General features: G+C 60.5%; 27 protein-coding genes. 6 read left to right on the top strand and 21 right to left on the bottom strand.

Annotated elements, in window-relative coordinates; translation table 11 throughout:
* Positions 1 to 245: 245 nt before the first annotated feature.
* On the top strand, positions 246 to 728 hold the full coding sequence (locus ACTG2S_RS17180; RefSeq protein WP_043822238.1) for a YMGG-like glycine zipper-containing protein: 483 nt from the start codon (positions 246 to 248) through the stop codon (positions 726 to 728).
* Between the two features lie 96 nt (positions 729 to 824).
* Here ACTG2S_RS17180 and ACTG2S_RS17175 read toward each other — a convergent pair whose 3' ends face one another.
* The 5 genes from ACTG2S_RS17175 to ACTG2S_RS17155 all read right to left on the bottom strand — a co-directional run bounded on the left by ACTG2S_RS17175 (position 825) and on the right by ACTG2S_RS17155 (position 5,784).
* Entirely contained in the window at positions 825 to 1,781 is a 957-nt protein-coding gene (locus tag ACTG2S_RS17175; protein ID WP_144714430.1) for a D-2-hydroxyacid dehydrogenase, read from the bottom strand.
* Between the two features lie 145 nt (positions 1,782 to 1,926).
* Positions 1,927 to 2,691: a DUF3530 family protein gene (locus tag ACTG2S_RS17170; protein ID WP_439982996.1), complete on the bottom strand. Its 765-nt coding sequence runs from the start codon at positions 2,689 to 2,691 to the stop codon at positions 1,927 to 1,929.
* A 134-nt stretch (positions 2,692 to 2,825) separates the two neighbouring features.
* Positions 2,826 to 3,392 carry an elongation factor P gene (gene efp, locus ACTG2S_RS17165; protein WP_005335100.1) on the bottom strand — a complete coding sequence of 189 codons (567 nt, stop codon included), beginning with the start codon at positions 3,390 to 3,392 and terminating at the stop codon, positions 2,826 to 2,828.
* Between the two features lie 45 nt (positions 3,393 to 3,437).
* Positions 3,438 to 4,646 carry an elongation factor P maturation arginine rhamnosyltransferase EarP gene (earP, locus tag ACTG2S_RS17160; RefSeq protein WP_439982994.1) on the bottom strand — a complete coding sequence of 403 codons (1,209 nt, stop codon included), beginning with the start codon at positions 4,644 to 4,646 and terminating at the stop codon, positions 3,438 to 3,440.
* A gap of 94 nt (positions 4,647 to 4,740) precedes the next feature.
* A complete protein-coding gene (locus ACTG2S_RS17155; protein WP_005348017.1) occupies positions 4,741 to 5,784 on the bottom strand; it encodes a GMP reductase in 1,044 nt (347 codons plus the stop codon).
* Between the two features lie 381 nt (positions 5,785 to 6,165).
* On the opposite strand from ACTG2S_RS17155, the gene rloA3 reads away from it, so the two are divergent.
* Positions 6,166 to 6,660: a retropepsin-like aspartic peptidase RloA3 gene (rloA3, locus tag ACTG2S_RS17150; RefSeq protein ID WP_199416097.1), complete on the top strand. Its 495-nt coding sequence runs from the start codon at positions 6,166 to 6,168 to the stop codon at positions 6,658 to 6,660.
* 31 nt (positions 6,661 to 6,691) lie between these two features.
* Here rloA3 and ACTG2S_RS17145 read toward each other — a convergent pair whose 3' ends face one another.
* The 7 genes from ACTG2S_RS17145 to ACTG2S_RS17115 all read right to left on the bottom strand — a co-directional run bounded on the left by ACTG2S_RS17145 (position 6,692) and on the right by ACTG2S_RS17115 (position 13,275).
* Complete coding sequence (locus ACTG2S_RS17145; protein ID WP_110302593.1) at positions 6,692 to 8,128, bottom strand: ATP-binding protein; 1,437 nt, start codon at positions 8,126 to 8,128, stop codon at positions 6,692 to 6,694.
* Complete coding sequence (locus ACTG2S_RS17140; protein ID WP_005335091.1) at positions 8,125 to 8,811, bottom strand: response regulator; 687 nt, start codon at positions 8,809 to 8,811, stop codon at positions 8,125 to 8,127. The genes ACTG2S_RS17145 and ACTG2S_RS17140 overlap by 4 nt, the downstream gene beginning before the upstream one ends.
* 130 nt (positions 8,812 to 8,941) lie before the next feature.
* Entirely contained in the window at positions 8,942 to 9,574 is a 633-nt protein-coding gene (locus ACTG2S_RS17135) for a tetratricopeptide repeat protein (RefSeq protein WP_167556931.1), read from the bottom strand.
* Between the two features lies 1 nt (position 9,575).
* Positions 9,576 to 10,445, bottom strand: a complete 870-nt coding sequence (locus tag ACTG2S_RS17130) for an SDR family oxidoreductase (protein ID WP_421325131.1) — start codon at positions 10,443 to 10,445, stop codon at positions 9,576 to 9,578.
* A gap of 42 nt (positions 10,446 to 10,487) precedes the next feature.
* A complete protein-coding gene (locus ACTG2S_RS17125; protein WP_236380098.1) occupies positions 10,488 to 11,141 on the bottom strand; it encodes a TenA family transcriptional regulator in 654 nt (217 codons plus the stop codon).
* Positions 11,138 to 12,604, bottom strand: a complete 1,467-nt coding sequence (locus tag ACTG2S_RS17120; protein WP_421325132.1) for an AMP-dependent synthetase/ligase — start codon at positions 12,602 to 12,604, stop codon at positions 11,138 to 11,140. Before ACTG2S_RS17120 ends, ACTG2S_RS17125 begins: the two co-directional genes overlap by 4 nt.
* Positions 12,601 to 13,275, bottom strand: coding sequence for a thermostable hemolysin (locus ACTG2S_RS17115; protein ID WP_421325133.1), 675 nt, complete (start codon positions 13,273 to 13,275; stop codon positions 12,601 to 12,603). The genes ACTG2S_RS17120 and ACTG2S_RS17115 overlap by 4 nt, the downstream gene beginning before the upstream one ends.
* 144 nt (positions 13,276 to 13,419) lie before the next feature.
* Here ACTG2S_RS17115 and ACTG2S_RS17110 point away from each other — a divergent pair, with 144 nt between their 5' ends.
* Positions 13,420 to 14,067: a class I SAM-dependent methyltransferase gene (locus ACTG2S_RS17110; RefSeq protein ID WP_163129350.1), complete on the top strand. Its 648-nt coding sequence runs from the start codon at positions 13,420 to 13,422 to the stop codon at positions 14,065 to 14,067.
* A gap of 46 nt (positions 14,068 to 14,113) precedes the next feature.
* Here the strand turns inward: ACTG2S_RS17110 and ACTG2S_RS17105 are convergent, their stop codons facing one another.
* Together ACTG2S_RS17105 and ACTG2S_RS17100 are read right to left on the bottom strand one after the other, a co-directional pair.
* Entirely contained in the window at positions 14,114 to 15,502 is a 1,389-nt protein-coding gene (locus ACTG2S_RS17105) for an NAD(P)/FAD-dependent oxidoreductase (protein WP_421325134.1), read from the bottom strand.
* 28 nt (positions 15,503 to 15,530) lie between these two features.
* A complete protein-coding gene (locus ACTG2S_RS17100) occupies positions 15,531 to 16,454 on the bottom strand; it encodes an ABC transporter six-transmembrane domain-containing protein (RefSeq protein ID WP_439982991.1) in 924 nt (307 codons plus the stop codon).
* 107 nt (positions 16,455 to 16,561) lie between these two features.
* On the opposite strand from ACTG2S_RS17100, the gene ACTG2S_RS17095 reads away from it, so the two are divergent.
* The 3 genes from ACTG2S_RS17095 (at position 16,562) to ACTG2S_RS17085 (ending at position 19,329) form a co-directional block, all read left to right on the top strand.
* On the top strand, positions 16,562 to 17,155 hold the full coding sequence (locus tag ACTG2S_RS17095) for a TetR/AcrR family transcriptional regulator (RefSeq protein WP_201942497.1): 594 nt from the start codon (positions 16,562 to 16,564) through the stop codon (positions 17,153 to 17,155).
* Between the two features lie 106 nt (positions 17,156 to 17,261).
* Positions 17,262 to 18,488 carry a winged helix-turn-helix domain-containing protein gene (locus ACTG2S_RS17090; RefSeq protein ID WP_201942500.1) on the top strand — a complete coding sequence of 409 codons (1,227 nt, stop codon included), beginning with the start codon at positions 17,262 to 17,264 and terminating at the stop codon, positions 18,486 to 18,488.
* 91 nt (positions 18,489 to 18,579) lie between these two features.
* On the top strand, positions 18,580 to 19,329 hold the full coding sequence (locus ACTG2S_RS17085; RefSeq protein ID WP_439983257.1) for a substrate-binding periplasmic protein: 750 nt from the start codon (positions 18,580 to 18,582) through the stop codon (positions 19,327 to 19,329).
* Between the two features lie 89 nt (positions 19,330 to 19,418).
* On the opposite strand, the gene ACTG2S_RS17080 is transcribed toward ACTG2S_RS17085, so the two are convergent.
* The 7 genes from ACTG2S_RS17080 to frdA form a co-directional block, all read right to left on the bottom strand.
* Positions 19,419 to 20,543, bottom strand: a complete 1,125-nt coding sequence (locus ACTG2S_RS17080) for a M20 family metallopeptidase (protein ID WP_201942503.1) — start codon at positions 20,541 to 20,543, stop codon at positions 19,419 to 19,421.
* A 25-nt stretch (positions 20,544 to 20,568) separates the two neighbouring features.
* Entirely contained in the window at positions 20,569 to 21,036 is a 468-nt protein-coding gene (locus ACTG2S_RS17075; RefSeq protein WP_005335063.1) for a YjiG family protein, read from the bottom strand.
* The gene (locus ACTG2S_RS17070; RefSeq protein ID WP_005335061.1) at positions 21,033 to 21,761 is read right to left on the bottom strand and encodes a nucleoside recognition domain-containing protein; all 729 of its coding nucleotides are present in this window, start codon (positions 21,759 to 21,761) and stop codon (positions 21,033 to 21,035) included. Before ACTG2S_RS17070 ends, ACTG2S_RS17075 begins: the two co-directional genes overlap by 4 nt.
* A 261-nt stretch (positions 21,762 to 22,022) precedes the next feature.
* Complete coding sequence (gene frdD / locus ACTG2S_RS17065) at positions 22,023 to 22,379, bottom strand: fumarate reductase subunit FrdD (protein WP_005335059.1); 357 nt, start codon at positions 22,377 to 22,379, stop codon at positions 22,023 to 22,025.
* A 10-nt stretch (positions 22,380 to 22,389) separates the two neighbouring features.
* Positions 22,390 to 22,788 carry a hypothetical protein gene (locus ACTG2S_RS17060; RefSeq protein WP_005335058.1) on the bottom strand — a complete coding sequence of 133 codons (399 nt, stop codon included), beginning with the start codon at positions 22,786 to 22,788 and terminating at the stop codon, positions 22,390 to 22,392.
* A gap of 16 nt (positions 22,789 to 22,804) precedes the next feature.
* Positions 22,805 to 23,539, bottom strand: coding sequence for a succinate dehydrogenase/fumarate reductase iron-sulfur subunit (locus ACTG2S_RS17055; protein ID WP_005335057.1), 735 nt, complete (start codon positions 23,537 to 23,539; stop codon positions 22,805 to 22,807).
* On the bottom strand, positions 23,532 to 25,316 hold the full coding sequence (frdA, locus tag ACTG2S_RS17050) for a fumarate reductase (quinol) flavoprotein subunit (protein WP_064340833.1): 1,785 nt from the start codon (positions 25,314 to 25,316) through the stop codon (positions 23,532 to 23,534). The genes ACTG2S_RS17055 and frdA overlap by 8 nt, the downstream gene beginning before the upstream one ends.
* Positions 25,317 to 25,535 lie beyond the last annotated feature (219 nt).

Below are 25,535 nucleotides of genomic sequence, written 5' to 3'. Positions count from 1 at the left end.
GCTTTTGTCCCAGCGCGGCGGGTCTGTGCCGGGACACGACAACCAGATTGTGGGGCGCCCAGCCGTAATAGTTTGGCTTTTTGGTGATTTTAATCTTTAAATTCAATTGCTTGATCTTACTCTTCCATTTTGGGCGGTGGCCGTGCGGCCATTGACTGTCGCATCCCTCATTTCTGCTGGCTGGCGAACCCCGTGGCACTTTGTATAGTGCCGCTGAATATTAATCAGGTTTGACAGGAGTACCCATGGAGATGAATTCGCGTGCTCTTCGCGCACTGGCACTGCTGGGCGCCTTGCTGGCTGGCAGCGCGACCGTGCACGCCTCCGAGACCCTCAATACCATTTTGGGTGGCGGCGCAGGTGGTGTGGCGGGCACCATGATCGGCAAGGAGCTGGGTGGCGATACCGGTGCGCTGGTGGGGGCTGCGTTGGGCGGTGCTGCCGGTGGGGCTGCGACGGCCAACAAGGGCAACAAGAATGAAGCGGCCCTTGGCGGCGCGGTGGGGGCGCTGGGCGGTGCCGCCATCGGCAAGAGTGTCGGTGGTGATACCGGTCAGCTGATCGGCGCCGGGGTCGGCGGGGCGAGCGGTTCGGCCATCGGTGCCAAGACCGGCGATGGTCATAAGAGCCAGGATCGCTATTACGATGATGACGACGATCATCACCATCACAAGCACCACAAGAAGTACAAAAAGCATAAGAAGCACAGATGGCATGACGACGATTGATGCGTGTGCAGTGAGTGCGGAAGATGCAAAACGGGGCCTTTTGGTCCCGTTTTGCATGGTGTGGTCACTCGATTTTGCGGTGACTCGCTCGTGCGGTTACACCAGCCGGTGCTGGCGGCGACCGGCGGCAAAGGCGTTGATGTTGTCGATAAGCTGGTCGGCCAGTCGCTGCATCGACTCCTCGCTGGCCCAGGCCACATGAGGGGTCAGAATGAAGTGGGGGTATTGCAGCGCCTTCATCAAGGGATGGTCGGGGGGCGGGGGTTCGACGCTCGCCACATCGAAACCGGCGCCACCGAGGCGGCCGTTGGCCAGCGCTTGCAGCAGCGCCTCCTCATCCACCAGCCCACCGCGGCCGACGTTGATCAGCAGAGCGCCCGGTTTCATCAGATCCAGCTCCCGCTCGCCAATCAGGTTGCGGGTGTAGGGGGTGAGCGGGCAGTGCAGGCTGATCACATCCGAACTTTGCAGCAACTCGTCGAGGGGGAGGCGATCCTCACCGTGACTGGTGCCAACCTGGCTCTGGGCGTAACGCACTGTCATCCCCATCCCTTTGGCCCGCTCGCCGAGTGCCTGACCCAGGGTTCCTTTGCCGATGATGCCAAGCTGCTTGCCGTGCAGATCCATGATGTTGTGGTCGAAGAAGCAGAATTGGCCGCTCTGTTGCCAGCGCCCCTCCAGCAGCGACTGGCGCCAGCAGAAGAGGTTGCGTGACAGGGCCAGCATCAGCGCCATGGCGTGCTCCGGCACCGAGGGGCCCGAGTAGTTGCGGATATTGCACACCCCGACGTTGGCGGCGCGGCACGCTTCCAGATCCACGTTGTCGCTGCCGGTTGCGGCCAGGGCGATGAGTTTGAGCTCCGGCAGCTGGGCCAGTTCGGCGGCGCCGATCCGTACTTTGTTGATGATGGCGATGCTGGCATCTTTGAGCCGTTCCACCACCTGTTCCGGGGTAGTACTTGGATAGCTCTGCCAGTGGTGGGGGAAGTCGGGGTGATGCAGGGTGATGCCCGCATCCAGGGTATCGCTGTCGAGAAACACAATCTGCTGCATGGGCCTTCCTGCCATTGTTCAGGTTCGAGAGGCCATGATGCCAAAGAGGATGCGGTCAGGGCCAGATCGTCGCCGTGGTAGGGTTGGGCTTTATCCGGCAGATGTGAGCTGGCGCGCGCTTTATTGCGCCACGGTGGCGGCTGGTTTAGAGCCAGCCCAGATGGTTGAGCCAGCCCTGAATGCGGGTGGGGGTTTCCTCCAGCTCCATCAGGGCGTAGGGGCGATAGTTGAGCTTGTTGCTGCGCCGGCTCTCGCTTCTGCGGGCCTCGGCGGCCAGCAGTGGCCAGCGACCGCCATCCTCCTGATAGAGGTCCAGGGTGGGGATGGCCGCCTGAGCCACCTGTTTGGCCAGGGTCTGGTTGCTCTGCTGATTGGGGAAGAAACCATCGAGCAGCACCAGTGCGTCGGGGGCGGGCAACTGTTCGCTGGCGATGAGGTTGGTGGTCCAGGCAGCGCCGGTACCTTGCGCCAGGATCAGCTTGAAGCCCCCCTCCTGCAGCTTGGCATCGGCCAGCTTGCTGATCCGCTCGGCAAACTGCTTGCGAAACTCATCGCTGTTTTTCGCTTTTTTCTCGGCGGCTGGATCCAGTTCGGTCTGCTGGGGGGAGGGGAGCAGCAGCAGGGTATCAAAGCCCAGCCGACCGAGAGCGCGAGTCAGTTGCCAGAGCTGGCCGCTGCGCTGCCAGTCGGGCAGTAAAATGGCGAGCCCCAGATAGTTTTCACTGTCGTGTTTGGCGAACAGCACCGTCTGCTTGTCGATCTGGGTGGCATCGGGCAACCCTTTCCAGTCGCTGGCTTGCCAGTGGTCGAGGGGCAGTGGCTCGCCAACGGGGGGGGCGACCTCGCTTGCCTCTGCCCCATGGCCAGCCAGCAAGGTCAATAACAGCAGTGATAAGGATAATCTGGCCATAGTGTGCTCCCCCGGTTATCTGGGTTAGCGGCTGCGGCGGGATTTTCTGAAGGCGGGCGGTGTGATGGCAACTCGGAGGCAATAAAAAAGCGAGCCGTTGGCTCGCTTTTTTGTAATCAATTCAAAGCGGTCAATTAGTTGACGCGACGCTTGAATTCACCGGTGCGGGTATCGATTTCGATCTTGTCACCGATCTCTACGAAAGCGGCAACAGCCAGCTCGTAGGTAGTGCCTTTCAGACGGGCAGGCTTGGTCACTTTACCGGAGGTGTCGCCACGGGCTGCCGGTTCGGTGTACTCAACTTCGCGCACGATGGTGGTCGGCAGTTCTACGGAGATGGCTTTCTCGTTGTAGAAAGTCACTTCACACAGATCTTCCATGCCGTCTACCAGGTAGTTCAGCACGTCACCCAGGTTGTCTTTCTCTACGTCGTACTGGTTGTACTCGGTGTCCATAAAGACATACAGGGGATCGGAGAAGTAGGAGTAGGTGCACTCTTTACGCTCCAGCTGAACAACGTCCAGCTTGTCGTCGGCCTTGAAGACAGTCTCGGTGGCGCTGCCGTTCAGCAGGCCTTTCAGCTTCATTTTGACCACGGCGGAGTTACGGCCGGATTTGTTGAATTCAGCCTTCTGAACCACCATCGGCTCGGTGCCGATCATGACTACGTTACCAGCGCGGATTTCCTGTGCGGTTTTCATGTAAAAAATTCCTGTTCGTGAAACGGACGGATAAAAACTGCCAGATTATATACGGCTTTCTAAAAATTTCACCAACCGTGTGACGAGATCCCCATCCCGGAGCAACTTCTGTGACCAGCTTCGCCCATGTTGCTGCCAAATGGCGCTATATCGGGGCCATTGGGCCCAGAGTTCGCGGCAATCTTCACCACGGTTGAGAGCCAGATTGAAGCAGCGCAGCCATTGGGCGCAATCGGCAGGCAGATCAGCAAGATAGTGGTCGAGGAACTGCTCCAGCTTGATCAGATGGGCGTCCTCCTCCTGTTGGTAGATATGCCAGAGGAAAGGACGTGCTGCCCACTGGGCCCTCACGAAGGAGTCCTCGCCGCGCACCAGATTGAGATCGCAGCTCCATAGCAGTCGATCGTAACCGGCCTGATCTGTCATCGGCAGCAGCTTGATGGTGAGGTTGCCCGAGTGGAGCAGATCCCCCGCTTTGGCTGCAGGGATGGCATCCGTCAGACCGGCACCGGTGAGCACATCGTTGAGAGCGCGCCCCAGCGGCAACAGCAGGGTGACGGGCGTGGTGCTCTGGCACCAGCTCTCGACCAGGCTTTGCAGCGCATCGCTCTCGTAGGTAAAGAGGCTGACCCGCAGCTCGTGCTCTTGCTTGGGTGGCAAACCGAGGCTGGCCCAGTAGGCTGCCAGTCCCGCATTATCTTGCTGCCACTGTTCCCGCTCGGCGATGAGGTCGTGCTCGCACAAAAGGCCGCCGGTTTTAGCGGTAAAGCCCGGGAAGAAGAAGTATTTGTTGAGGCTCTGGTTGCCAACTCGCTGTGGCGAGGCGAGGCCGTGGCAATCCTCGACCCAGCTCTCCGCCGAGAGGTACTCCAGATTGATCCAGCATGGGGGGCTGGGTTGGCGCGCCATCAGTTCGGCCATTCGTTCAATGAAGGGGGCGGGCAGTTCGCAGGCAAAGGCCTCGATCACCACTCTGGCCGGGGTCATGTCAGTCGGCAGGGTCTCATGCCAGTGCTGGATATAGATGCCATCGACCCACTGGTCATCCTGCGCCGGGTCGAGCCCGGGGCAGATGCGGGCGAAGCTTGCCAGATCGTCCACCCAGAGCCGCACCTGAACCTCATCGTCATGTGCCGCTATATTCCCCTCCCGCTTTAGCTGGCGGGCGAGTCGCCAGGTGACGCCGATGTCGCCGAAGTTGTCGACGACGCAGCAGAAGATATCCCAGTCAAACGGGGGCAGGGGAGTGGTCATGGCTCGGGGTTCCAAATGCAAAAAACCGGTGCGCAGGGTAGCACACCGGTTGACTGGCTTCTAACCGTCAGCGCGTGACGGTCGCTGCGGCAGGTTACTCCTTGCCGTAGACGTTGTTCTCTTGCTCACGCACCCGGATAAAGGTGGTGCGTTTGGTGAGCTCTTTCAGCTGGCTGGCGCCCACGTAGGTACAGGTAGAGCGCACGCCGCCCAGAATGTCGCGCACGGCATTCTCGACCGGGCCGCGGTAGGGCAGCAGCACGGTTTTACCCTCGGAGGCACGGTACTCGGCGACGCCGCCGGCGTGCTTGTCCATGGCGCTGGAGGAGCTCATGCCGTAGAACTTCATGAAGGGTTCGCCGTCTACATCGACGATCTCGCCACCGCACTCTTCGTGGGCTGCCAGCATGCCGCCCAGCATCACGAAGTCGGCGCCGCCGCCGAAGGCTTTGGCCACGTCGCCCGGGCAGGTGCAGCCGCCGTCACCGACGATCTGGCCGCCGAGGCCGTGGGCCGCATCGGCACACTCGATGATGGCGGAGAGCTGCGGGTAGCCGACGCCGGTCTTGACGCGAGTGGTACAGACCGAGCCCGGGCCGATGCCGACCTTGACGATGTCGGCGCCGGAGAGGATCAGCTCTTCGACCATCTCGCCGGTGACCACGTTGCCCGCCAGAATGACGTGGTTGGGGCAGGCTTCACGAATTTTGCGCACGAACTCGACGAAGTGCTCGGAGTAGCCGTTGGCCACATCGACACAGATGAAGCGCAGCGCTTCGGACATGGCGAGGATTTGGCGGGTCTTGGCGAAATCTTCAGCCGAGGTGCCGGTGGAGACCATCACATGGCCCAGCAGCGCCGGGTCGGTCTCGTTGACGAAAGCTTGCCACTGCTCAAGGCTGTAGTGCTTGTGTACCGCGGTCATCATCTCGAAACCGGCCAGCGTGCGCGCCATGGCGAAGCTACCGACGGTATCCATGTTGGCAGCGATAACGGGTACGCCTTGCCATTGGGTCTGAGTGTGTTTGAAGGTGAACTGACGGGTCAGGCTTACTTGGGAACGGCTCTTGAGAGTAGAGCGCTTGGGGCGGAACAGGACATCCTTGAAACCGAGCTTCAAGTCTTCTTCGATACGCATTACAAATTCCTTATTGAGCCTTGTTGAAAGTCACTTTTGCAGTGGCAAATTTTCGGCAGGCGCAAAAAAACCGGTGGTTTTCAGGCCCTCCGGTTTACAACAGTGTAGGCAAAAATCCCTTCAGAACAAGACTGATAATTTGTAAATCCTTGTGGTAGCCTTTGGCGTCACAACCTGAGGTTAACCACCAGTTTCATCCAGCACCGTTCGGTGCCTTGCTCTCCTTCGATATTCCCGCCCGCTTGGGCCGCCGTTCGGCCACTCTTTGTTGTCTCTCTCCTGACCCGCCAGATATTATCCAAGTAGCTGAAATAAATCGGATTGACCCACAATGGGACTGTGGTAGATCTGGACGCAGGATTGACAAGGCAGGGCAGTAAAATGGGCAAGATGATGGTGGGGATAGCCTTGATGCTGGCACTGTGTGGCAGTGCGCTGGCTGAGACCCCGACCAGCTATGGCTGGATCGAGAAGGGGCTTATTTTGCCTACCGGTGTGGCGGTGAAGATGAAGCTCGACACCGGGGCGCTCACCTCTTCCCTCGATGCACGCTCTATCACCAGATTCAAACGGGATGGCAAGCCCTGGGTGCGCTTCATGCTGGTGGTGACCGATGCCGACAGCGGCAAACTGGTCAAGCAGCAGTTCGAGCGGCGGGTCGAGCGCAGCGTGACGGTGCGCGGGGCGGGCGGTATGGAGCAGCGGCCAACGGTGACCATGTCCATCTGTCTGGGGGACAAGGTGTATGAGGAGTGGTTCACCCTGCGGGATCGCAGCAAGATGATCTATCCGGTGCTGCTGGGCCGACGTCTGCTGGCCGAGCTGGGCCCGGTGGATGCCAGTCGAACCTTTACCGTGCAGCCAGATTGTCATTGAAAGTAAAGAGCCCGCATCGCGGGCTCTTTACTTATCTTGCTGGCGGGAGCGGGAGTAACACGCTCACCTCCAGCCCCCCTTCCGGCCGGTTGTGGACATCGAGGTCGGCGCCGTGCAGCTGGGCGATGCGTGAGACGATGGCCATGCCGAGACCCACTCCATCCCCCTGCTGGGGATTGACCCGAAAGAAGCGTTCATACAGCCGGGGCAAGGCGCTGGCGGGAATGCCGGGGCCGTTGTCACTTACATCCACCCTCACCCGGTTGCCCTCTCGCTGAACCCGCACCCTGATCTCGCCCTCCGGCTGGGTGTAGCGCAGCGCATTGTCGATGAGATTACTGAACAGCAGTTCGAGCAGGGTGGCCTGCCCCATCACCAGCTGCGGCAATTCACATTCCAGCGACAGCTGCTGATCCTTCTTGAGAGCGATGGGAGCCAGCGTCGCGAGGGTGCCTTGCAGCAGGTGGCCTATCTCCAGCTCAGTTAGTACCAGTCCCTGCTGGTTGTCGATACGGGCCTGGGTCAGCAGTTGGCGGATCAGCCGATCGCTGCGGTCGAGGGCCTGCAGCATCTTGTGCAGGGATTGCTGGCGGCTCACTTCATCTTCGGCAGCCAGGGCATTTTCACTGTGGATCCGCAGCACCGCCAGCGGGGTGCGCAGCTCGTGGGCCGCCTCGTTGGTAAACTGTTTCTCCCGCTCTATGGTCTCCGCCAGCGCCTGCATCAGCCGGTTGATCTCGTTGGTGAGGGGGGTCAGCTCCTGAGCGCTTATCTTGAGGCTGAGCGGGCTCAGGTTGGCGGGGTGACGTTCACTGATGGCCTGGGCCAGCTGACGCAGGGGGGCCAGCCCGCGGGTGATGAGCCACCAGAGCAGGGCCAGCAGGAAGGGCAGGGTCAGCAGCAGGGGCAGCATGGTGAGGGTGGCCATCTTGCTGGCCAGTTCGCTGCGCTCGTCGTCCCGCTCGGCCACCACCAGCCAGGTCTGCTCCTGCTGGTTGTAGAGGGTGAAGGTACGCCACTGGTGATTATCTTTTTCGACCGTGTCAAAGCCGATGGCCAGGGTGACCAGCGGCTGATCCGGGGCGCTGGGGGCGCGCAGCAGCAAGCCGCCCTTTTCATCGAGCAGCTGGAAGTAGAGATTGCGTTCGAACTCGTGGCCGTAGGGGGTGATCTCCCGATCCTCACCGGTCAGGTTGAGGCTGGGGTCTTTTTGCCACTCATCGGGATTTTGCGCCTCCCACTCCTGATAGACAGTGCCGTTGGCGGGCAACTGCCCCTGCTGGGCCATATAGCGGGCCAGCAGCTGGTTGGTGATGCGGGCCGACTGGGCGAGACGGGCATCAAACAGCTCCTCCATTTCGTGACTCGCCTCCATGTAGCCGATAAAGGCACTGATGGTAAGACTCAGACTCACCAGCGTCAGGATACCGGTGAGCAGAAAGCGGCGAATGGAGCGCGGGCGTTTCATCGTGCGGGTGTCCGGCTTGGCTGTTCGAGCTGGGGAATGATGTAACCGACCCCGCGAATATTGCGGATGAGGTCGCTGTAGAACTTCTTGCGCAGATGGTGGATATGCACCTCCACCGCGTTGCTCTCGGCCCCTTCATCCCAGCCGTAGAGGCTCTGTTGCAGCTGGTCCTTGCTCAGCACCCGGCCGCTCTGGCTGATCAGCTCCTGCAGCAATTTGTATTCGTGGGGGGTGAGTTTGACCGCCTCCCCCTGATAGGTGACCTGCTGGGATTCGGGATAGATAAGGATATCGCCATACTCCAGTACCGCCTGAGCCTGCCCCTTGCTGCGACGAACCAGGGCGCGCAGGCGGGCGTTGAGCTCCTGCAGGGCGAAGGGCTTGACCATGTAGTCGTCGGAGCCGGCATCGAGGCCGACCACCCGATCGTCCAGCGCATCGCGGGCGGTGAGGATCAGCACCGGCAGCTGGTGTCCTTCACGCCGCAACTTGCGCAGCAGGCTGAGGCCATCGATGTCGGGCAGATTGAGATCGAGGATCAGGGCGGCGAACTCGTCGCTCTTGAGGGCTGCCAGAGCGGGCAACCCCTGTTGCAGCCAGTCCACCGTATAGCCGCTATGGCGCAGTGCATCCTGCATACCATCCCCCAGCATCACATCATCTTCTACCAGCAGGATCCGCATTCTTTTCTCCCTGTTTGTTGGGTGTGGCGATCTGGCTCAGCGCCAGGGCGTGCCGTGGCATAAACAACCCTGCCCACCAGTATGCAAGCTGGTGGGCAGAGTTTAAATACTTCTTTGATCCATCAGGGTTTTATAGCTTGGCCAGCCGATCGCGGATCTCCATTCTGCGCCCTTCGTCGGCCACTTCGCGGCCCGGGCGGGCCGGGGCGGCCAGCGCCTTGTCGAGATAGGTTTTGGCCTCGGCTTTGCGACCCTGATCCAGCAGGAAGTCGCCATAGAAGAAGTTGGGGTCGATGCCATCCGGATTGATGGCCAGCGCCTGCTTGAGCAGCTGCTCTGCCTTTTCGTCATCGCCAAAACCGACCGGCCAGCCGGGCACCTGATAGTAGAGGGAGCCCAGACTGGTGTAGGCAGAGCCGTCCAGCGCTTTGGGATCCTGCTTGAGAGCCAGTTCCAGCTTGGCTTTTGCCTCTTTCACTAGACCCAGTGCCCCCAGCCCCCCTTTGGCCCCCGCCCAGGTGCTCTTGACGATGGCAGACCAGATCAGCAGATCGGCACGAAAAGGCTCCTTGGCGCTGGCCGCTTCGGCCTGGGTGCTCAGAGTTTCGAGGCAGCTCTCTTTCGCCTTGCCGCTCTGTTGATACTGGCAGACGGCCCACTGTTGCTGGATGGGGATGAGGGCATCATCCGCAGCCATGACCGAGGAGGACCCCAGCAGGATGGCGATGGCACAAGAGGTCACTGATTGACGGAAAAAGTTCATATTAATGCTCCTTCTTGGTCGGGTTCGGGCGGGACAAGTCTGGTTGTGGCGCACTGTTGGCGCAGGTATCAGTCGTCCCTGGCTGAAGATGACGGGCATAACGTTTGATGATCGGCAGCTGTCTGGCCAGCGCTTTGTCGACGATGCCGGGCAGCAGGGCATTGAGCCGCACGAACAGCTTTTCCGGCCAGCCGAGCCAGCTGCGGCGGGTTTCGTTGCACAGGGCGATGACCGCCTCTTCGGCCACCTCCTGCGGGCTGTCGGTCTGGGTGCCGAGCGCCGCATTCATCTCGTAGGCAGCCTCGGAGTTGAGTTTGGTGCGGGTGGCGCGGGGGGCAAAGTGCAGCACCTTTATGCCGCAGCCTTCCAACTCTCGTCCCAGCGCTTCGCTAAAGCCGCGCAGGGCAAATTTGCTGGCGCAGTAGACGCTGTAACCGGGGTAGCCGATGCTGCCCAGGCTCGACCCCATGTTCATGATGATCCCTGGCTTGCGCATGGTTGGCAGCAGGGCACGGGTGAGCTGGATGGGCGCCTCGATATTGAGCAGCAGCTGGCGCTCCACCTGCTCGAAGCTCTGATCTTCCAGCCAGGCAAACTGGTTGCAGCCAGCGTTGTTGATCAGGATGTCGATCCCGTCCTCCAGCGCAGGGTGTTGCAACAGCTTGGCCCGCTCCTGCGCAGAGCCGAGGTCGGCGAGCACCACCTGATGGCGCTCGGGGTGGGGCAGTGACTTGCACAGCCGCTCCAGTGCCGGGCCGCGACGACCGTGCAGCAGCAGGTGTGCCCCCTGGGCCGCCAGCTCCTGCGCCAGCTCCTCACCTATGCCACCGCTGGCGCCGGTGAGCAGCACGAGTTTTCCTTCAAGGTTCATGGTGTGGGTTCCCTTTTTGCTGTCTGCTGATCTGCTGCCGACTTACGGTGTGGCGGTGAGGTTGTAGAGCATCTCGCCATAGAGGCGATAAACCACCTTGGCCCCGTGGATGATGGCGGCCTGATCCGCCGGACTCTCGACCCGATCCATCAGGGATTCAAAGAACTTGAGGTGCTCCTGATCCAGGGCGCCGTGGGAGCTCAGGTAGCTCATCGCCTGGGGTGGCAGGCCGAGACCCTTTTTCAGCTGGTCGGCGACGGTGAGGGCGATGGCGACGCTGGTGCCTTCCAGTACCTGCACCATGCCGAAGAAGCCCATGGGGTTGCCGCGCTGGATCTGGTCGTAGAGGAAGGCGACCATCAGCTCGATGGGCAGCCCGGGCTGGCCGTGGCGCACCGCCTCGGCATCGCCGCCACAGGCGCGGATGTCGTTGAGGATCCACTCCTGATGGCCATACTCCTCGTCGATGTACTCGGCAATGGCGCCGCGCACCCACTCGTACTCCTGACTCAGCTTGCCGCCGGTGGCCATCAGCAGCGGAACTGTGTGGCGCACGTGGTAGTAAGCCTGCGCCAGAAAGGCGAGATAGGTGTCACGGCTGATATCGCCACGGCGGCAGGCTTCGATGATGGGGGCGTTGAACAGATGCTCACGCTCCTGAGCAGTGGCTTGTTGCAGAGTCTGGTAGAAGCTCATGAGGATTCTCCTGTAAGGCATTGGCTGATTTGCCGGGAAAAGTGTTGGTAAATCTCGTTGCGACGGGGGCGCCCGTTGGCGGTCAGCAGGCCGGGATGCTGGTCGAGTGCCACCGGCAACCAGTGGTGCAGCCGGGCATAATCGGGCAGCCGCTGGTTCAGGCCTGCGATCTGGCGGGGCAGATCCGCCTCTTTGCCCGGCAGGGGCTGGATCAGCGCCACGTTGGCGGGTTGACCATCGCCAAAGACCACGATGCGGGCGATGGCGGGGCAGAGCTGGGCCTCGGCTTCCACCCACTCTGGCGAGAAGTTGCGGCCAAAAGCAGTGATCTGGACATTCTTCTTGCGCCCGGTGATATGGAGGTAGCCCTCATCATCGAGATGACCCAGATCGCCGGTGGCGATCTGTTCGGGAGTCGGTTCGTTGCTGCCGAGATAACCCAGCATGGCACTGCCGCTCACCATAATTTCGCCGTCGCTGGCGATGGTGACCTGACAGTGGGGCAGGGGGCGGCCGACGCTGCCGGGCTTGTCAGCATCCGGGCTGTTGAGCGCCACCACGGAGCCACACTCCGAGAGGCCATAACCTTCGTATACCGGCAGGCCGAGCTGGCGGGCATGTTTGATCAGGTCGGGTGCTACTTTGCCGCCACCGACGGCAATAAAGCGCAGGCTCTTGAGCTGCTGGGCCAGCGTCGGTGTGCTGGTGCAGAGCACCAGCAGCAGGCGCAGCAGTTCGGGCACCAGCACCAGACTATGGGTCGACCAGCGCAGCAGCGCTTCCCCCAGCATGGCTGGATTGAGCGAACTTGAGCCGGTGAAACCGAGCTCCCCGAGGGACGGAATGCGGCTGCAGGCGCCGGTCAGCAGCGGCACGTAGAGGCCGGTGATGTTCTCAAGCAGGGTCGCCAGCGGCAGCAGGGTCAGGTGTTTTTCCACCTTGGCTGGCGCGACACGCTCGGCCAGCGATTCGCACACCGCCATCATGCTGGCCAGCGAGAGGCAGACCCCTTTGGGCTGGCCCGTGGTGCCGGAGGTGTAGGTGATCTTGGCAGTGCCCTGTGGCAATGCCGGGAGGGTTGCCGGTGTGCGGCGCCAGAGCGGCAGTTCGCCGCTGACCAGCAAGAGCGGTTCGGCGGCGTGCCACCCCTGATGAGCCGGGCCAACCAGCGCATCGGCGCCGCTGCTCTCCAGCAGCCAATCTTGCTGCTCAAGGCTGAAGAAGTGGGGCACCGGTATGACCACGATCCCGGCGCGGGTGCAGGCGAGATCCAGCAGCGCCCAGGGCAGGCCGTTGTCCAGTTGCAGCGCCAGACGGCTGATGTCGAGCTGTTGCAGCTGGCTGGCCAGACGCTGGATCTGTTGCCACAGGGTCTGGTAATCGAGACGCTGCTGGTTGCTCAGCAGCGCAGGGGATTGCGGATCCTCGTGGGCATGTTTGGCGATGGCGTCGAACAGGCTCATTGGGCGCACCTTTTTTGATGGGTCTGGTTATTACAGCTCTTGCCGGCATCCTCAAACAGGGTCGGCATGGGGGCCAGCAGATTGAGCAGCAGGCTGCGCTGGGCCAGCACCTCGCGCCCCTGATTGATGTCGCCCACCATCACCTTGGGTTGGCAGCGGTAGTACTCACCCCAGGCGTCGGCGTCGGCCCCCACCTGATGGGCCTGGGCGGGGGCCAGCTCCACCGGGTTGAGTTGCAGGCGGGCAAAGCTGTTGCGCAGCTTGGCAGTGCCGGTAAAGACCACGTAGTCGAGGGCGTTTTCACACAGCAGACGACACAGGGCCGCAAACATCAGGCGGGCATTGCCCGGTTCGCTGCAGGCCAGATTGCCCACTTCGATAATGCGGTTGCGTGCCGGATAGACTCCTAGGCGGGTGTTGATGGCGGCCTCGATGGGTTGCTCCAGATACTGTTCCAGATAGAGAGGCCCCTCACTGGCATGATTGAGACCACAGGCACCGACCAGCGTCCCGTCCGCCCGATAGAGCCCCAGCAGACAGGGGAGGAAATGGGGGATGCGGGCGTTGAACTCGAGGGTGTAGGCTGCCTGGATATAGGTTTGCAGCGCCATGACCTGCTGCGGGGACTTGGCTAGCAGCAATCGGTAGGGGGCCTGGATCTCGATGGTCATGGGTGACTCCTTCTCTTGCGATGGTTTGAGAGTAAAAGGGCAAACTTAAGAAACCCTTAAGGAGCAAAAAAAGTTGTCAGCGACGCGACGGGCAGGCAATCTGCGCCGCTGTTATCCAACAGGAAGCCCCCAAGAGGAACCGTCATGTCATCCACCGTCAGCTGCCCCCTGTGTGCCAGCCATCGCAGTTATCCCCTGCCGGTGGCGGGCAAGCGCTATCATCGCTGCCTCGCGTGCGAGCTGGTCTGGCTGGACGAGGCGGATCATCTGGATGAGGCGGCGGAGAAGGCGGTCTATGACGGTCACGACAACCAGGTTGATGATCCCCGTTATCGCACCTTTCTGATGCGGGCATTTGGCGAGGTACTGAGTCGAGTGCCAACTCCTGCCTGCGGCCTCGATTTTGGCTGTGGCCCGGGCCCCGCGCTGGTGGCGATGGGGCGCGAGGCGGGTTACCAGATGGCGGGGTATGACAAGTTCTACGCCGATTTTCCAGAGTTGCTGACTCGTCAGTATGACTTCATCACCAGTACCGAGGTGATAGAGCATATCGCCGAGCCGCGCACGGTGCTGGCGCAGTTGTGGGATTGCCTCAAGCCCGGCGGCCTGCTGGTGCTGCAGACCCAGCGGGTGCTCGGTGACGAGCGGTTTAAAAACTGGCGCTATCGCCACGACCCGACCCACATCGTCTTCTTTGCCGAGGCATCGTTTCAGGTGCTTGCCGCCAGCTGGCAGGCCGAGCTCAGCTTCCCCCACGCCGATGTGGCGGTATTGCAGAAAGGCACGCCCTGAGGCGTGCCTTCGTCTGTTACTCGGCTGTTTCTTGCTCGGCTCTCGGTTACTCCTTGTAGCCCTTGTCCTGCCACTGGTAGTACATCAGGGCAGATTTGACGCCGATTGACTTGAACGGCTCTGGCGGCAGCCACATTGGCAGCGTCTGCTCTGCGTGGTTGAACCAGGGATGCTCCTTGCCTTGATAGAGGCTGGCCACGATGTCGCCAAACAGGAAGGAGAGATTGATGCCGTGGCCGTTGTAGCCGAGGGCGTAGTAGATGTTCTTGTGATCCCCCATTACCCCCACCGCTTCGGTGCTGTCACCTGTCATGCCGAGTACCCCGTCCCACACCTGCTCAAATTTGATCCCCTTGAGGGCCGGATAGAGGGTCACCAGCTCGGTCATAATCATCTCGCTGACCCGGTTGAGATCGCCCTTGTAGTTGAGGCCGTCGTTGAAGACGTACTCGGCATTGCCGCCACCGATGACGATGCGGTTATCCGGGGTCAACACCAGATGGAACAGGATGTTGCGGGTGTCGTAGTAGGGCACCCGACTCTGCCACTGGATGGCGGCCAGCTGCTTTTTGGTGAGCGGCTCGGTGACGGCGCTCTGGGCGTGTACCGGAAAGACCCGGCCGCTGAAGTAGCCAAGTTTTGAGGTATAGCCGTTGGTCGCCAGCACTATGCTGTCGGCGGTCACCTTGTACTTGTCGGCTACATTGAGCTCGATCTGCTTGCCCTCCTTGATCCCTATTACCGGGCTCTGCTCGTAGATGGTAACGCCCGCCTGCTCCACCGCCTTGCGCAGGGCATTGACCAGTTTCATGGCGTGTACCTGACCGCCATTGGGGTCGTAGACCGCGCCTGCGTAGCGATCGGTGCCGAGTTTTTCCTCTGTGGTATCGGCGTTCCAGTACTGGAGCGGGATGCCGAGGCGATTGGCGGTTTTTACATAGTCGCGGTACTCGGCGATATCCTCCTCATCGAGGATCGCCTCCACATAGCCATCGAGCTTGAGGTCGGCCTCGATGCCGGTTGAGGCCACCAGTGCCTGCAGCTTGCGCATGCTGGCGACGGTGAGATCGTAGTGACGTTTGCTCGCTTCCCCCTCCTCGTAGAGATCCATCACCTCGGAGCCCGGCAATACCATGCCGCCGTTGCGGCCCGAGGCGCCGCTGCCCACCTGTTTGGCTTCGAAGATGGCGATCTTGAGCGACGGATTGGCCTTGGCCAGATGCCAGGCGCTGGAGAGGCCGCTGTAGCCGCCACCTATGATGGCGATATCCACCTTCATGTCTTGCGCCAGCGGGGCACTCTCCTCTGTCGGTTTCTCCTTGAACCAGTAGCTGGTGTTGGGCTCAAAGTCGCTCATCTTGGGGCCGCAGGCGGCGAGGAAAAAACAGCTGATGCACGTGGTCAACGCTCGTTGGCAAAGGGTGGTCGGATTCATCTTCTACTCCGGTTACAGATACAAAATATCAAATCATTTCATCGGGTTGGGCGGTATTTACCCGGCGGCCTATGTCTCTCAGCCGGGCCAGCTGATCGGCAAGACCGGGCCCCTCATCCAGGCTGGTGACAAAGTTCCAGAGGTAGGTCATCACAGCATAGACATGGCCTGCCGAGACCTGGGGCTGGGCCATCAGCATGGTGATGGCCAGCAGGAACAGCAGGGAGGCGCTGATGCCGACCGCCAGAAAAGCGAGCGCCTCCCGATCCGAAATCCGGATGCGGATCCAGGCCAGCGTGCGGTAGTGGCGGGCGAGGCTGGCTGACTGGGCATGAGTGACCAGCTTGACCTCGTGTTCCAGCCGATCGTTGAGCCGCTCGTGCAGCAGCTGGTTCTTGCGCGAAAAGCCGGGCAGCAGCAGACCGAACAGCAGCAATACCCCCATGCAGGCGATGCCGACCCAGAACTCGATCACCATCAGCATCACGGCCGCCCCGACGATGGAGATCAGGCTGGTGGCCAGGATCGGGATATGTTTCTCGAAGAAGTCGACAAACTCCCGCGCCAGGGTGACCCGCGCCACTATGGTAGATTGCCCCTCCTGCTGCTGGCGCTGGGTCAGGATCACCGGCACCGCCAGTGCCGCATAGATATGGGTAAAGGTGCGGGTATCGACCGCCCGGCGCAGGGCGCCGATCAGCCAGAACAGCAGCACGATCAGGGTGTAGCTCGAGGCCTGTAGCCACTGGCCCTTGACGATGGCGTCGATGGCAAAGCCGGCGAACAGGGGATAGACCACCAGCAGGATGTTTTCGAGGGCCACCAGCGAGAAGGTGCCCGCCAGCTTGAGGGGATTGGCCCGCGCAATCGCCTCCAGCGAACGACCGGCCGAGTGTGGCAACGGCGTGGCCTGCTCGTCGCAACTGGCTGCCGAAGTGGTTGGTGTTGTCATGGGTTATCTCCTAAGATGTCGGAAATGCTAAGTTTGAGCGAGTGCTCAAAGTTTGTTTGAGCGACTGCTCAAAGTCAAGCAGATCGATTGATATCGCAGGAGGTCAGATGGCACGCCCATCAGCAGAACAGCGCAAAGAGATGATCATCGAGGCCGTACTGGCCCTGTTTCGAGAGAAGGGGATGGCGGCATCGTCAACCCGTGATATTGCCGAGCGCACCGGTCTGGCGCGCAGCCACGTCTACCACTACTTCAAGGATTGGAAGGAGCTCTGCCTCTGCGCAGTGGATCGCTTCACCAGTCAGGAGATCGCCGAGCAGCGGGAGTGGCTGTTGCCGCTGCCGGCCCGCGAAGCGTTGCCGCTCTTTGTACGGGACAACCTGCCAACCAGTCAGGATGCCTCCTGGGCCATCTACCTCGATGCCTGGAACGAGTCACTGCGCGACCCTGTGTTTGCCGAGAGCTACCGCAAAATCATTCTGGCGTGGCGGGAGGTGCTGGAGCAGATCCTGCAAAAGGGGATCGACAGTGGCGAGTTTGTGGCGGGCGATGCCCGGCGACTGGCGCGCCAGATCACCTCCCTCATCAACGGCTATGCCGATGACCTCATTCTGGAGCCGACCCCCGAGACGGTCGAGGCCACTTATCAAGAGATCATGCTGGTGGTCAATCAGCTGGTCTTGCCCCCGGCCCATTCATAGCGGCGCTGGTACACAGGGAGGGGAGGCATACCAGCGTGGTGCCTCCCCCGGTTTTGTTGGCTATCCGCCGGGCGTGCGATGGCCAGATAGCAGGGAGCGGTTGTTGATGTCGATTACCCATTTGTCACTGCAAGATGCCCGTCATCTGCAACTGGCGGCGCAGGGGCTGCTCGCCCCCCGTCGCAGCAAGGCGACCCCGGCTGATCTGCTGGCCACCATTCGCCGTATGACGCTGCTGCAGATCGATACCATCTCGGTGGTGGCGCGCAGCCCCTATCTGGTGCTCTTTAGCCGGCTTGGCCAGTACGAACCGCGTTGGTTGGAGCAGCTGCTGGCCGACGGCGAGATCTTCGAATATTGGGCCCACGAGGCCTGCTTTGTGCCCCGCGAGGATTACCGGCTGTTGCGCCACCGGATGCTCGACCCCACCGCCATGGGCTGGAAGTTTTCGGCCAACTGGCTTGCCACCCATCAGCAGGAGATTGGCCAGCTTATCGAGCGCATTCGTCAGCATGGCCCGGTGCGGGCGGCCGATTTTGAGCGCAAAGAGGGGAAGGGCAATGGCTGGTGGGACTGGAAGCCGGAGAAGCGCCATCTGGAGGTGTTGTTTACCACTGGTCAGCTGATGGTACGGGAGCGGCGCAACTTTCAGCGGGTCTATGATCTCGCCGAACGGGTGCTCCCCGAGTGGAGCGACCAGCGGGATCTGCCGAGCGTCGAGCAGGCCCAACGGGATATGGTGCGCGCCAGCTGCCGGGCGCTGGGGCTGGTCAAAACTGGCTGGGTTGCGGACTACTACCGGCTGCGGCGCGGCAAATATGACGCCCTGCTCCATCAGCTGGCGGACGAGGGGGAACTGCTGCCGGTACGGGTAGACGGGTGGCAGCACGGCGCTTTTGTGCACGCCTCGCTGGCCGATGAGCTGGTGCAAGCCAAGGAGGGCCGTCTCAAGGCGACCCATACCACAGCCTTGTCGCCGTTCGACCCGCTGGTGTGGGATCGCAAACGGGCCAGTGAACTGTTCAACTTCGACTATCGCATCGAGTGCTATACCCCGGCCCCCAAGCGCCAATACGGCTACTTCGTGTTGCCCTTGCTCCATCGCGGCAAGCTGGTGGGCAGAATGGATGCCAAGGCTCATCGTCAGCAGGGGATCTTCGAGATCAAGAGCCTCTATCTGGAAGCCGGGGTGAGAGTGACCCGCACGCTTGCACAGGATCTGGCGAAAGCCCTGCAAAAGCTGGCTGACTGGCACCAGACGCCGCAGCTTCGTTATGGTGCCATTCCGGCCAATTTGCTGGCGTTGTGGCATGAAAGCGCCCCTGCAAAGTGAGCAAAATCCCTTCTGGGCTAAGCTGCAAGAGGGATAAACAGTCCGGGAGCGGGAGATGAAACGAGCGGGAACATGGTGGGCGGGATTGGCGATGGCCATCTTGTCCCCCGCGCTATGGGGGCAAGAGCCACCAGTGAAGATCTGTCTGGGGGAGGGCAACGAGTGGGCCCCCTTTACCTACTGGGAGCGCAAGGACGGTGTGCCCGATACCAGCCGCCTGACCGGTTCGGCGACGATGCTCGTGCTCGATTCATTACAACAGAGCGGGCTCTCGCACCAGATCCGCTATCTGCCCTGGGCGCGGGTGCAGCAGGAGCTGGCGGATTATCACCAGAACGGTCTGTGCGAGCTGACCTGGGATGCCAGCTACAAGCCGGAGCGGGCCGAGTTTGCCTTCTACAGCGTTCCCCTCTACTACACCCACCTCGGTTTCTTCTATCTCAAGCGCCGCTACCCCGAACCGCCGGATCTGCAGACGGTCAATCGCTCCCGGGTGTGCGGGGTGATTGGTTACAACTACACACCTTACGGGCTTGCGCAGGAGCCACGCCGGGTCAAGCAGTTGCAGCAGGCGCTCGATATGCTGGAGCGGGATCGCTGCGATTTTCTGCCGAGCGAAATCGAACCTCTGGTGGCAGGCATCAGCCTTGGCATCTACCGCAGCGAGAGCGGGTTGCTCAATCTCGCCCTGCCCAGCCGCAAGGGATTCTATCTGCTGGTGAGCAAGGGTTCCCCCCGCGGTCACCAGCTGGTGAACATCCTCAATCAGTCACTGGTGGCATTTCAGGAAGGGGGGCATACGGATGAGGTGATGCGCCGCTTCTTGCCGCCAATGGAGTAATAGCGAAGGGTTGCTGTCATTCAGGGGGAGCAGATAAACAGAGGGCCAGCCGGTGCAAACCGGCTGGCCCTTTTTTACGTGAGAGCTTGTCAGGCTGCCAGACGGGTTAGTACCTTCACCAGCAGCTCGATGCGCGGGGCAATGCTGGCCAGATCCAGATACTCCTCGTCACTGTGAAAACCGGCGCCGATGGGGCCCAGACCATCCAGAGTGGGGATACCGAGAGCGGCGGTCAGGTTGGCATCGGAGCCGCCCCCCACCTCCTGCCAGCTGATCGGCAGCCCCAGTTCGGCGCCACACTCTTCCACCAGCAGCATCAGTGCCTGGGTGCCCTCTGACGGCACCATGGCCGGTTTGTGGGCCTCGCGGGTCAGCTGGATGGTGACGCCATCCAGATGCGGCCGCTCGGCCAGGGTCAGCAGATGATCGTCGATCTGGTGGTACTCCTGATTGTCCCAGAAGCGGACGTCTACCACGGCGCTGGCATGGGCTGGCACTATGTTGGCGCCATTGCCCCCCTCGACAATGCCGATGTTGAGGGTGGTGCCGCTCTCGAAGTTGGTCAGGGCGTTGATGGCCAGGATCCAGTGGCCCAGCTCGGTGATGGCGCTGCGCCCCTTCTGCGGTTCGTTGCCCGCGTGAGCCGCCTTGCCGGTGAAGTCGATGTGATAACGGGCCATCCCCTTGCGTGCCTTGACCAGTGAGCCATCGGCGCGGGCCGCTTCGGCCACCAGCACCTGTTTCGCCTGTTTGGCCACCGCTGCCAGCCAGTCACTGGAGTGGAGGGAACCGATCTCCTCGTCCGGGTTCATGCAGACGCAGATGCTCAGGCGATCGCGCACCTCGCGGGGCAGTTCACGCAGGGCATAGACGATGTTGAGCAGGCCGGATTTCATGTCGGAGACACCGGGGCCGTAAGCGCGCTCGCCATCGACGCTCATCGGGCGGGCGGCGGCGGTGCCGAGAGGAAAGACGGTATCCATATGGCCGATCAGCATTACATCGATCTGCGCAGCATCAGGCTGGTTGCGGATCTCCAGTCCCACCCCGGCGGCGCCACAGTCGACCCGCTTGATCTGCCAGCCGCCCATCGCCTCATATTTGGCCGCCATCAGGTCGGCCACTGCCGCAATGCCCGGTTGGTGCAGGGATCCGCAATCCAGATTGATCAGCGGGGCCAGTTCGGTCAGGTATTGATCCAGAGAAAAAGTCATTGCTTGCTCCACTATCAGGTTCGGGTCAGAGAAGGATGTTCATCACCAACATGGCGCCGAAGGCGTTGAGTACCGAGATGGCGACCATGATGGGGATGTAACGCCCTTCGGTGCCGATGCAGCCGAGGATGCGGCCCATGTACTGCACCTGGGAGCCCATCAGGTAGATGGCTGGCGCCAGAATGGCGATGTGAGTGCCGTTGAGGATCCCCTGATCAAACAGGGTGATGACCACACCGACCGCGCCGCCCATCGACATCCAGGCGCCGATCAGCACGGCTGCCGCCTCACCGGGCAACCCGAAGATGGCCATGACAGGGGAGAAGATGGCGCCCATGGCATCCAGCGCGCCGGTGATCTGCAGCGCCTTGATGATGACGAAGGCCATCAGTACGTTGGGTACGGTGGAGGTGGTGGCGATGACCCAGCCCTTCTTGGCCCCTTCGACGAAGATATCGGTGACGATGGGTTTCTTGATGTTGGCCTGGCTCATTTGGCTTGCTCCTGAGTGTTGAGAGTCTGCTGGGTGTTGTTATCGGTCTGCTTGCCTTCGCTCATATTGAGGTAGACCCGGAACAGGTTGGCCCCGACAAATTTGAAGGCGAACATCACGATGACAGCCAGACCGATGGAGGAGCTGACCGCCGGGCTGCCATCTGCCAGCGTCAGGGTGAACAGTACGGCGCCGGAGGAGAAGAAGTTGACGATGGTGGCACCTGCGGAGAACTGGAACATGGTGAACACGTCGGTTTCACGCTTGGTGATGAGCCCTTCATCCTTGAGCTGACGAGTCATGGCGGCACCGGCATCGGTACTCTGCAGGGAGGCGATAAGGGCGAGGCCGGTGTTGCCCGGGATCCCCATCAGCGGACGCAGCAGCGGGGTCAGCAACTTGCGGGCCGCTTCCAGCGCGCCGTAGTGCTCCAGCACATTGATCATACCGAGGGCAAACATCACGGTGGGGATCAGGGTCAGGGCAAACAAAAAGCCATCGCGAGCGCCGTTGCCCCCCTTGCCGCGCATGTCGGTCATGGCGGTCTTGATGCCGTCACCATTCTCGCTGACGCTCTGGACCATGGTACCGAACGAACCGTTCAGCGTGGTGAAATCGAATACCCCGTACCACTCGCCGGATTGCAACAGTCCGGAGAAGAAGACCACGGCGAAGGCCAGTGCCAGGTAACTGCCTATGCTCACCGAGCGTGTTTTGTCTGTCATTAGATAGCTCCATATGAATAATTATTTAATCTGAGTAATTATAATTGATATGGATGTCACTAAATTGATGGTGGTCAAAATGGTTTGCTGCAAATGACGAATGTATTGGGGTTATGTGACTGTGATCGCCATATGATTGGACGATAATCTGGTTTTTATCGAATTGTTTGAGTGAATAAAAAGCAGGGGTGGGATAGCGGGGCAATAAAAAACCGGGCACGAGGCCCGGTTTGGTCAATCAGTCAGATGTGATTACTGTGATTACTGGAGTACCAGTACCATCAGCAGGCCGACACTAATGGCAGATACCAGGAAGGCAAAGCCATAGAACACATAGTGGTGCAGCTTGGTGGTGTGGATCCCCAGATCGTGCAGACCGTGGTAGATACGGTGCATACCGTGCCAGACTGGCAGGGCGATGATCACCAGCAGGATGCAGGCACCCCACCAGGAGCTGGCGAACGCGTGCACGCGGTCATAGCTCATGGTTTCCACGTCCATGATGCCCATGGGCACCAGCAGACCGGTGATGAGGACAATGACCGGCAGCAGCATGGCAACAACCATGCCACCCGCACCAAACAGACCCCAGTAAATTGGTTCGTCAGAACGTCTCATTGTTTTCTCCTCAGGCCACGATGATCAGGACAAGCAGGGACACCACCGCCAGCGCCACATACTGGGCGAGAACGATCGGCTTCTCCGGTACCAGGTCTTCACCACGGAAGATACGCATGGCTTTCGGCGCCAGGGCGAACCAGGTTTTGGCATGGAACAGGCACGCCGCCAGAGCGACGACATGGAACAGGATGGCGATCGGGCTTTGCAGGGATTCCAGCCAGCCGTTGAACGCTTCCTGACCCTGAACCAGGCGCATCAGGCCCCACATCAGCACAACGGCGTAGATGGAGACGAAGATACTGGTGCCTTCACGGATCATGTAACCGGTGTAGAAGGCGTTCTTCAGCCACCAGTCTTTCTTCATTTCGCGGACGTAAGGTTTACGTTTGCTATCAGTGTTGTTCATGGTCTCAATCCTGCTCTCAATCTGGCTTGAACATGGCGATCATGTAGTCCTTGGCGCTTTCGACCTTGCCAAGCTGGATGGCCGCCGCCGGATCGACGCCTTTCGGGCACACTTCGGAGCAGTAGCCCACGAAGGTACAGCCCCAGACGCCTTCGTCCTGGCTGATGATGCGCATACGCTCTTTGGCGCCGGCATCACGGTTGTCGACGTTGTAGCGATAGGCCAGAGCCAGTGCCGCCGGACCGGTGAACTTCTTGTTGATGCCGTACTGCGGGCAGGCTGCGTAGCAGAGACCACAGTTGATGCACTGGGAGAACTGCTTGTACTGCGCCATCTGGGCCGGAGTCTGGATGTACTCGCCATCACACAGGCTGCGCGGCTCGCTCGGGATGATGTACGGCTTGATGCTCTCCAGCTTCTCGATGAAGTCGGACATGTCGACCACCAGATCGCGCTCGATCGGGAAGTTGTTGAGCGGCTCGACGGTCATCTTGCCCGGCAGATAGTCGCGCAGGAACGCCTTGCAACCCAGCTTGGGCACACCGTTGACCATCATGCCGCAGGAGCCGCAGATCGCCATCCGGCAGGACCAGCGGAAGCTCAGGGTAGAGTCCAGGTGATCCTTGATGTACTGCAGGGCGTCCAGCAGAGACATCTCTCTCTGGTATGGCACCTGGAAGGTTTGCATCCAGGGCTCGTTATCCTGTTCCGGACGGTAGCGCAGGATCTCAATTTCAATCATCTCAGCCATTCTTCTTAGCCTCGTCTTGTTTCTCACCCTCGGAGCCGTACACGCGTTTTGCCGGCTGGGACTTAGTGATCTTCACATCGGAGTAATCGATGGAGGGCGTTTCGCCATTTTGGTAGAACGAGAGCGTGTGCTTGAGGAAGTTCACGTCATCGCGCTCTTCGTAACCATCCAGACGCTGGTGGGAACCGCGGGACTCTTTACGATTGATGGCGGAGTGCGCCATGGCTTCAGCCACGTCCAGCATGTAACCCAGTTCGATGGCGTACAGCAGATCGGTGTTGAAGACAGAGGACTTGTCGTTGATCTTGACCTTCTTGTAACGGGCTTTCAGCTCGTTGATCTTGTCGATGGTGCCCTGCATCAGCTCTTCGGTACGGTAGATACCGACACCGGCTTCCATGGACATGCCCAGCTCGTTGCGGATATCGGCCGGGTTTTCGGTACCGTCTATGTCCATCAGGGAGAGGTGTTGCTTGATGAGCGCCTCGGCCTTGGCGGCCAGCGCTTCGGTGTTGCCATGCTTCTGAGTCTTGGCAAATTCACCTGCCTGCTCACCGGCCAGCTTGCCGAATACCACGATCTCGGACAGGGAGTTGGAACCCAGACGGTTGGCACCGTGCAGACCGACGGAGGCACATTCGCCCGCGGCGTAGAGGCCGGGCAGACGGGTGGCACACTTGTTGTCAGTCTCGATACCACCCATGGTGTAGTGGGCAGTCGGACGTACCGGGATAGGCTCTTTGGCCGGATCCACGTTGACGTAGGCTTTGGCCAGTTCGCAGATGAACGGCAGACGCTCTTTCAGGTACTTCTCGCCAAGGTGACGCAGGTCGAGGTGAACCACATCGCCCATCGGGCCCTGAATGACGCGGCCTTTCTGCTGCTCTTGCCAGAATGCCTGGGAAACACGGTCGCGCGGACCCAGCTCCATGTATTTGCTCTTCGGCTGGCCGATCGGGGTTTCCGGGCCCAAGCCGTAGTCTTGCAGGTAGCGGTAGCCATCCTTGTTCAGCAGGACGCCACCCTCACCACGACAACCTTCGGTCATCAGGATGCCGGTGCCCGGCAGACCGGTCGGGTGATACTGGACGAACTCCATATCACGCAGCGGTACGCCGTGACGGTAGGCCAGTGCCATGCCGTCGCCGGTGACGATGCCACCGTTGGTGTTGTAGCGATAGACACGGCCAGCGCCGCCGGTTGCCACGATCACGGATTTGGCCTGGATGAAGCGGGTGATACCGTTCTGGATGTCGAAGGTCAGTACGCCCTGGACACGGCCGTCGTCCACGATCAGATCAAGGCAGAAATGCTCGTCGAAGCGCTTGATGCTCGGGTATTTGACGGAGGTCTGGAACAGGGTGTGCAGAATATGGAAACCGGACTTGTCTGCGGCGAACCAGGTACGCGGAACCTTCATGCCACCAAACGGACGCACGTTGGCTTTGCCATCCGGCTTGCGGCTCCAGGGGCAACCCCAGTGCTCCAGCTGGATCATCTCTTTGGTTGCGTTGTTGACGAAGTATTCCACTACGTCCTGCTCGCACAGCCAGTCACCACCGGAGACGGTGTCGTTGAAGTGGTTTTCGAGGGAGTCGTCATCACGGACGACACCGGCGGCGCCGCCTTCGGCAGCAACCGTGTGGCTGCGCATCGGGTAAACCTTGGAAATCAGGGCGATGTCCAGGTCTGGCTGTGATTCGGCTATAGCGATAGCGGCGCGTAAGCCGGTACCGCCAGCACCGATGATGGCCACATCGGTCTTGATAATATCCACATCTGCCTCCTTAGGGATAGATTTGCTGGGCACGATTTTGCTCTATGAAAAAAATTCAGGCTTGATGCAAGTCAAACTGCTAGGTTTTATTCCCTTTTTATTGGTTATTTTTCTATAAAACACCCAAATCCCTGGATGAAAATGTCGTTATTATCGTCATTTTTTGGTGTTACTGAGCAGTTGAACACCTAGCTACGAGCACTTTAACTTCTGGATTGT

Origin of the sequence: Aeromonas sp. 82P (genome assembly GCF_051919365.1) — a bacterium.
Lineage (GTDB): Bacteria > Pseudomonadota > Gammaproteobacteria > Enterobacterales > Aeromonadaceae > Aeromonas > Aeromonas veronii.
This window is presented reverse-complemented; position numbering and strand designations above follow the sequence as displayed.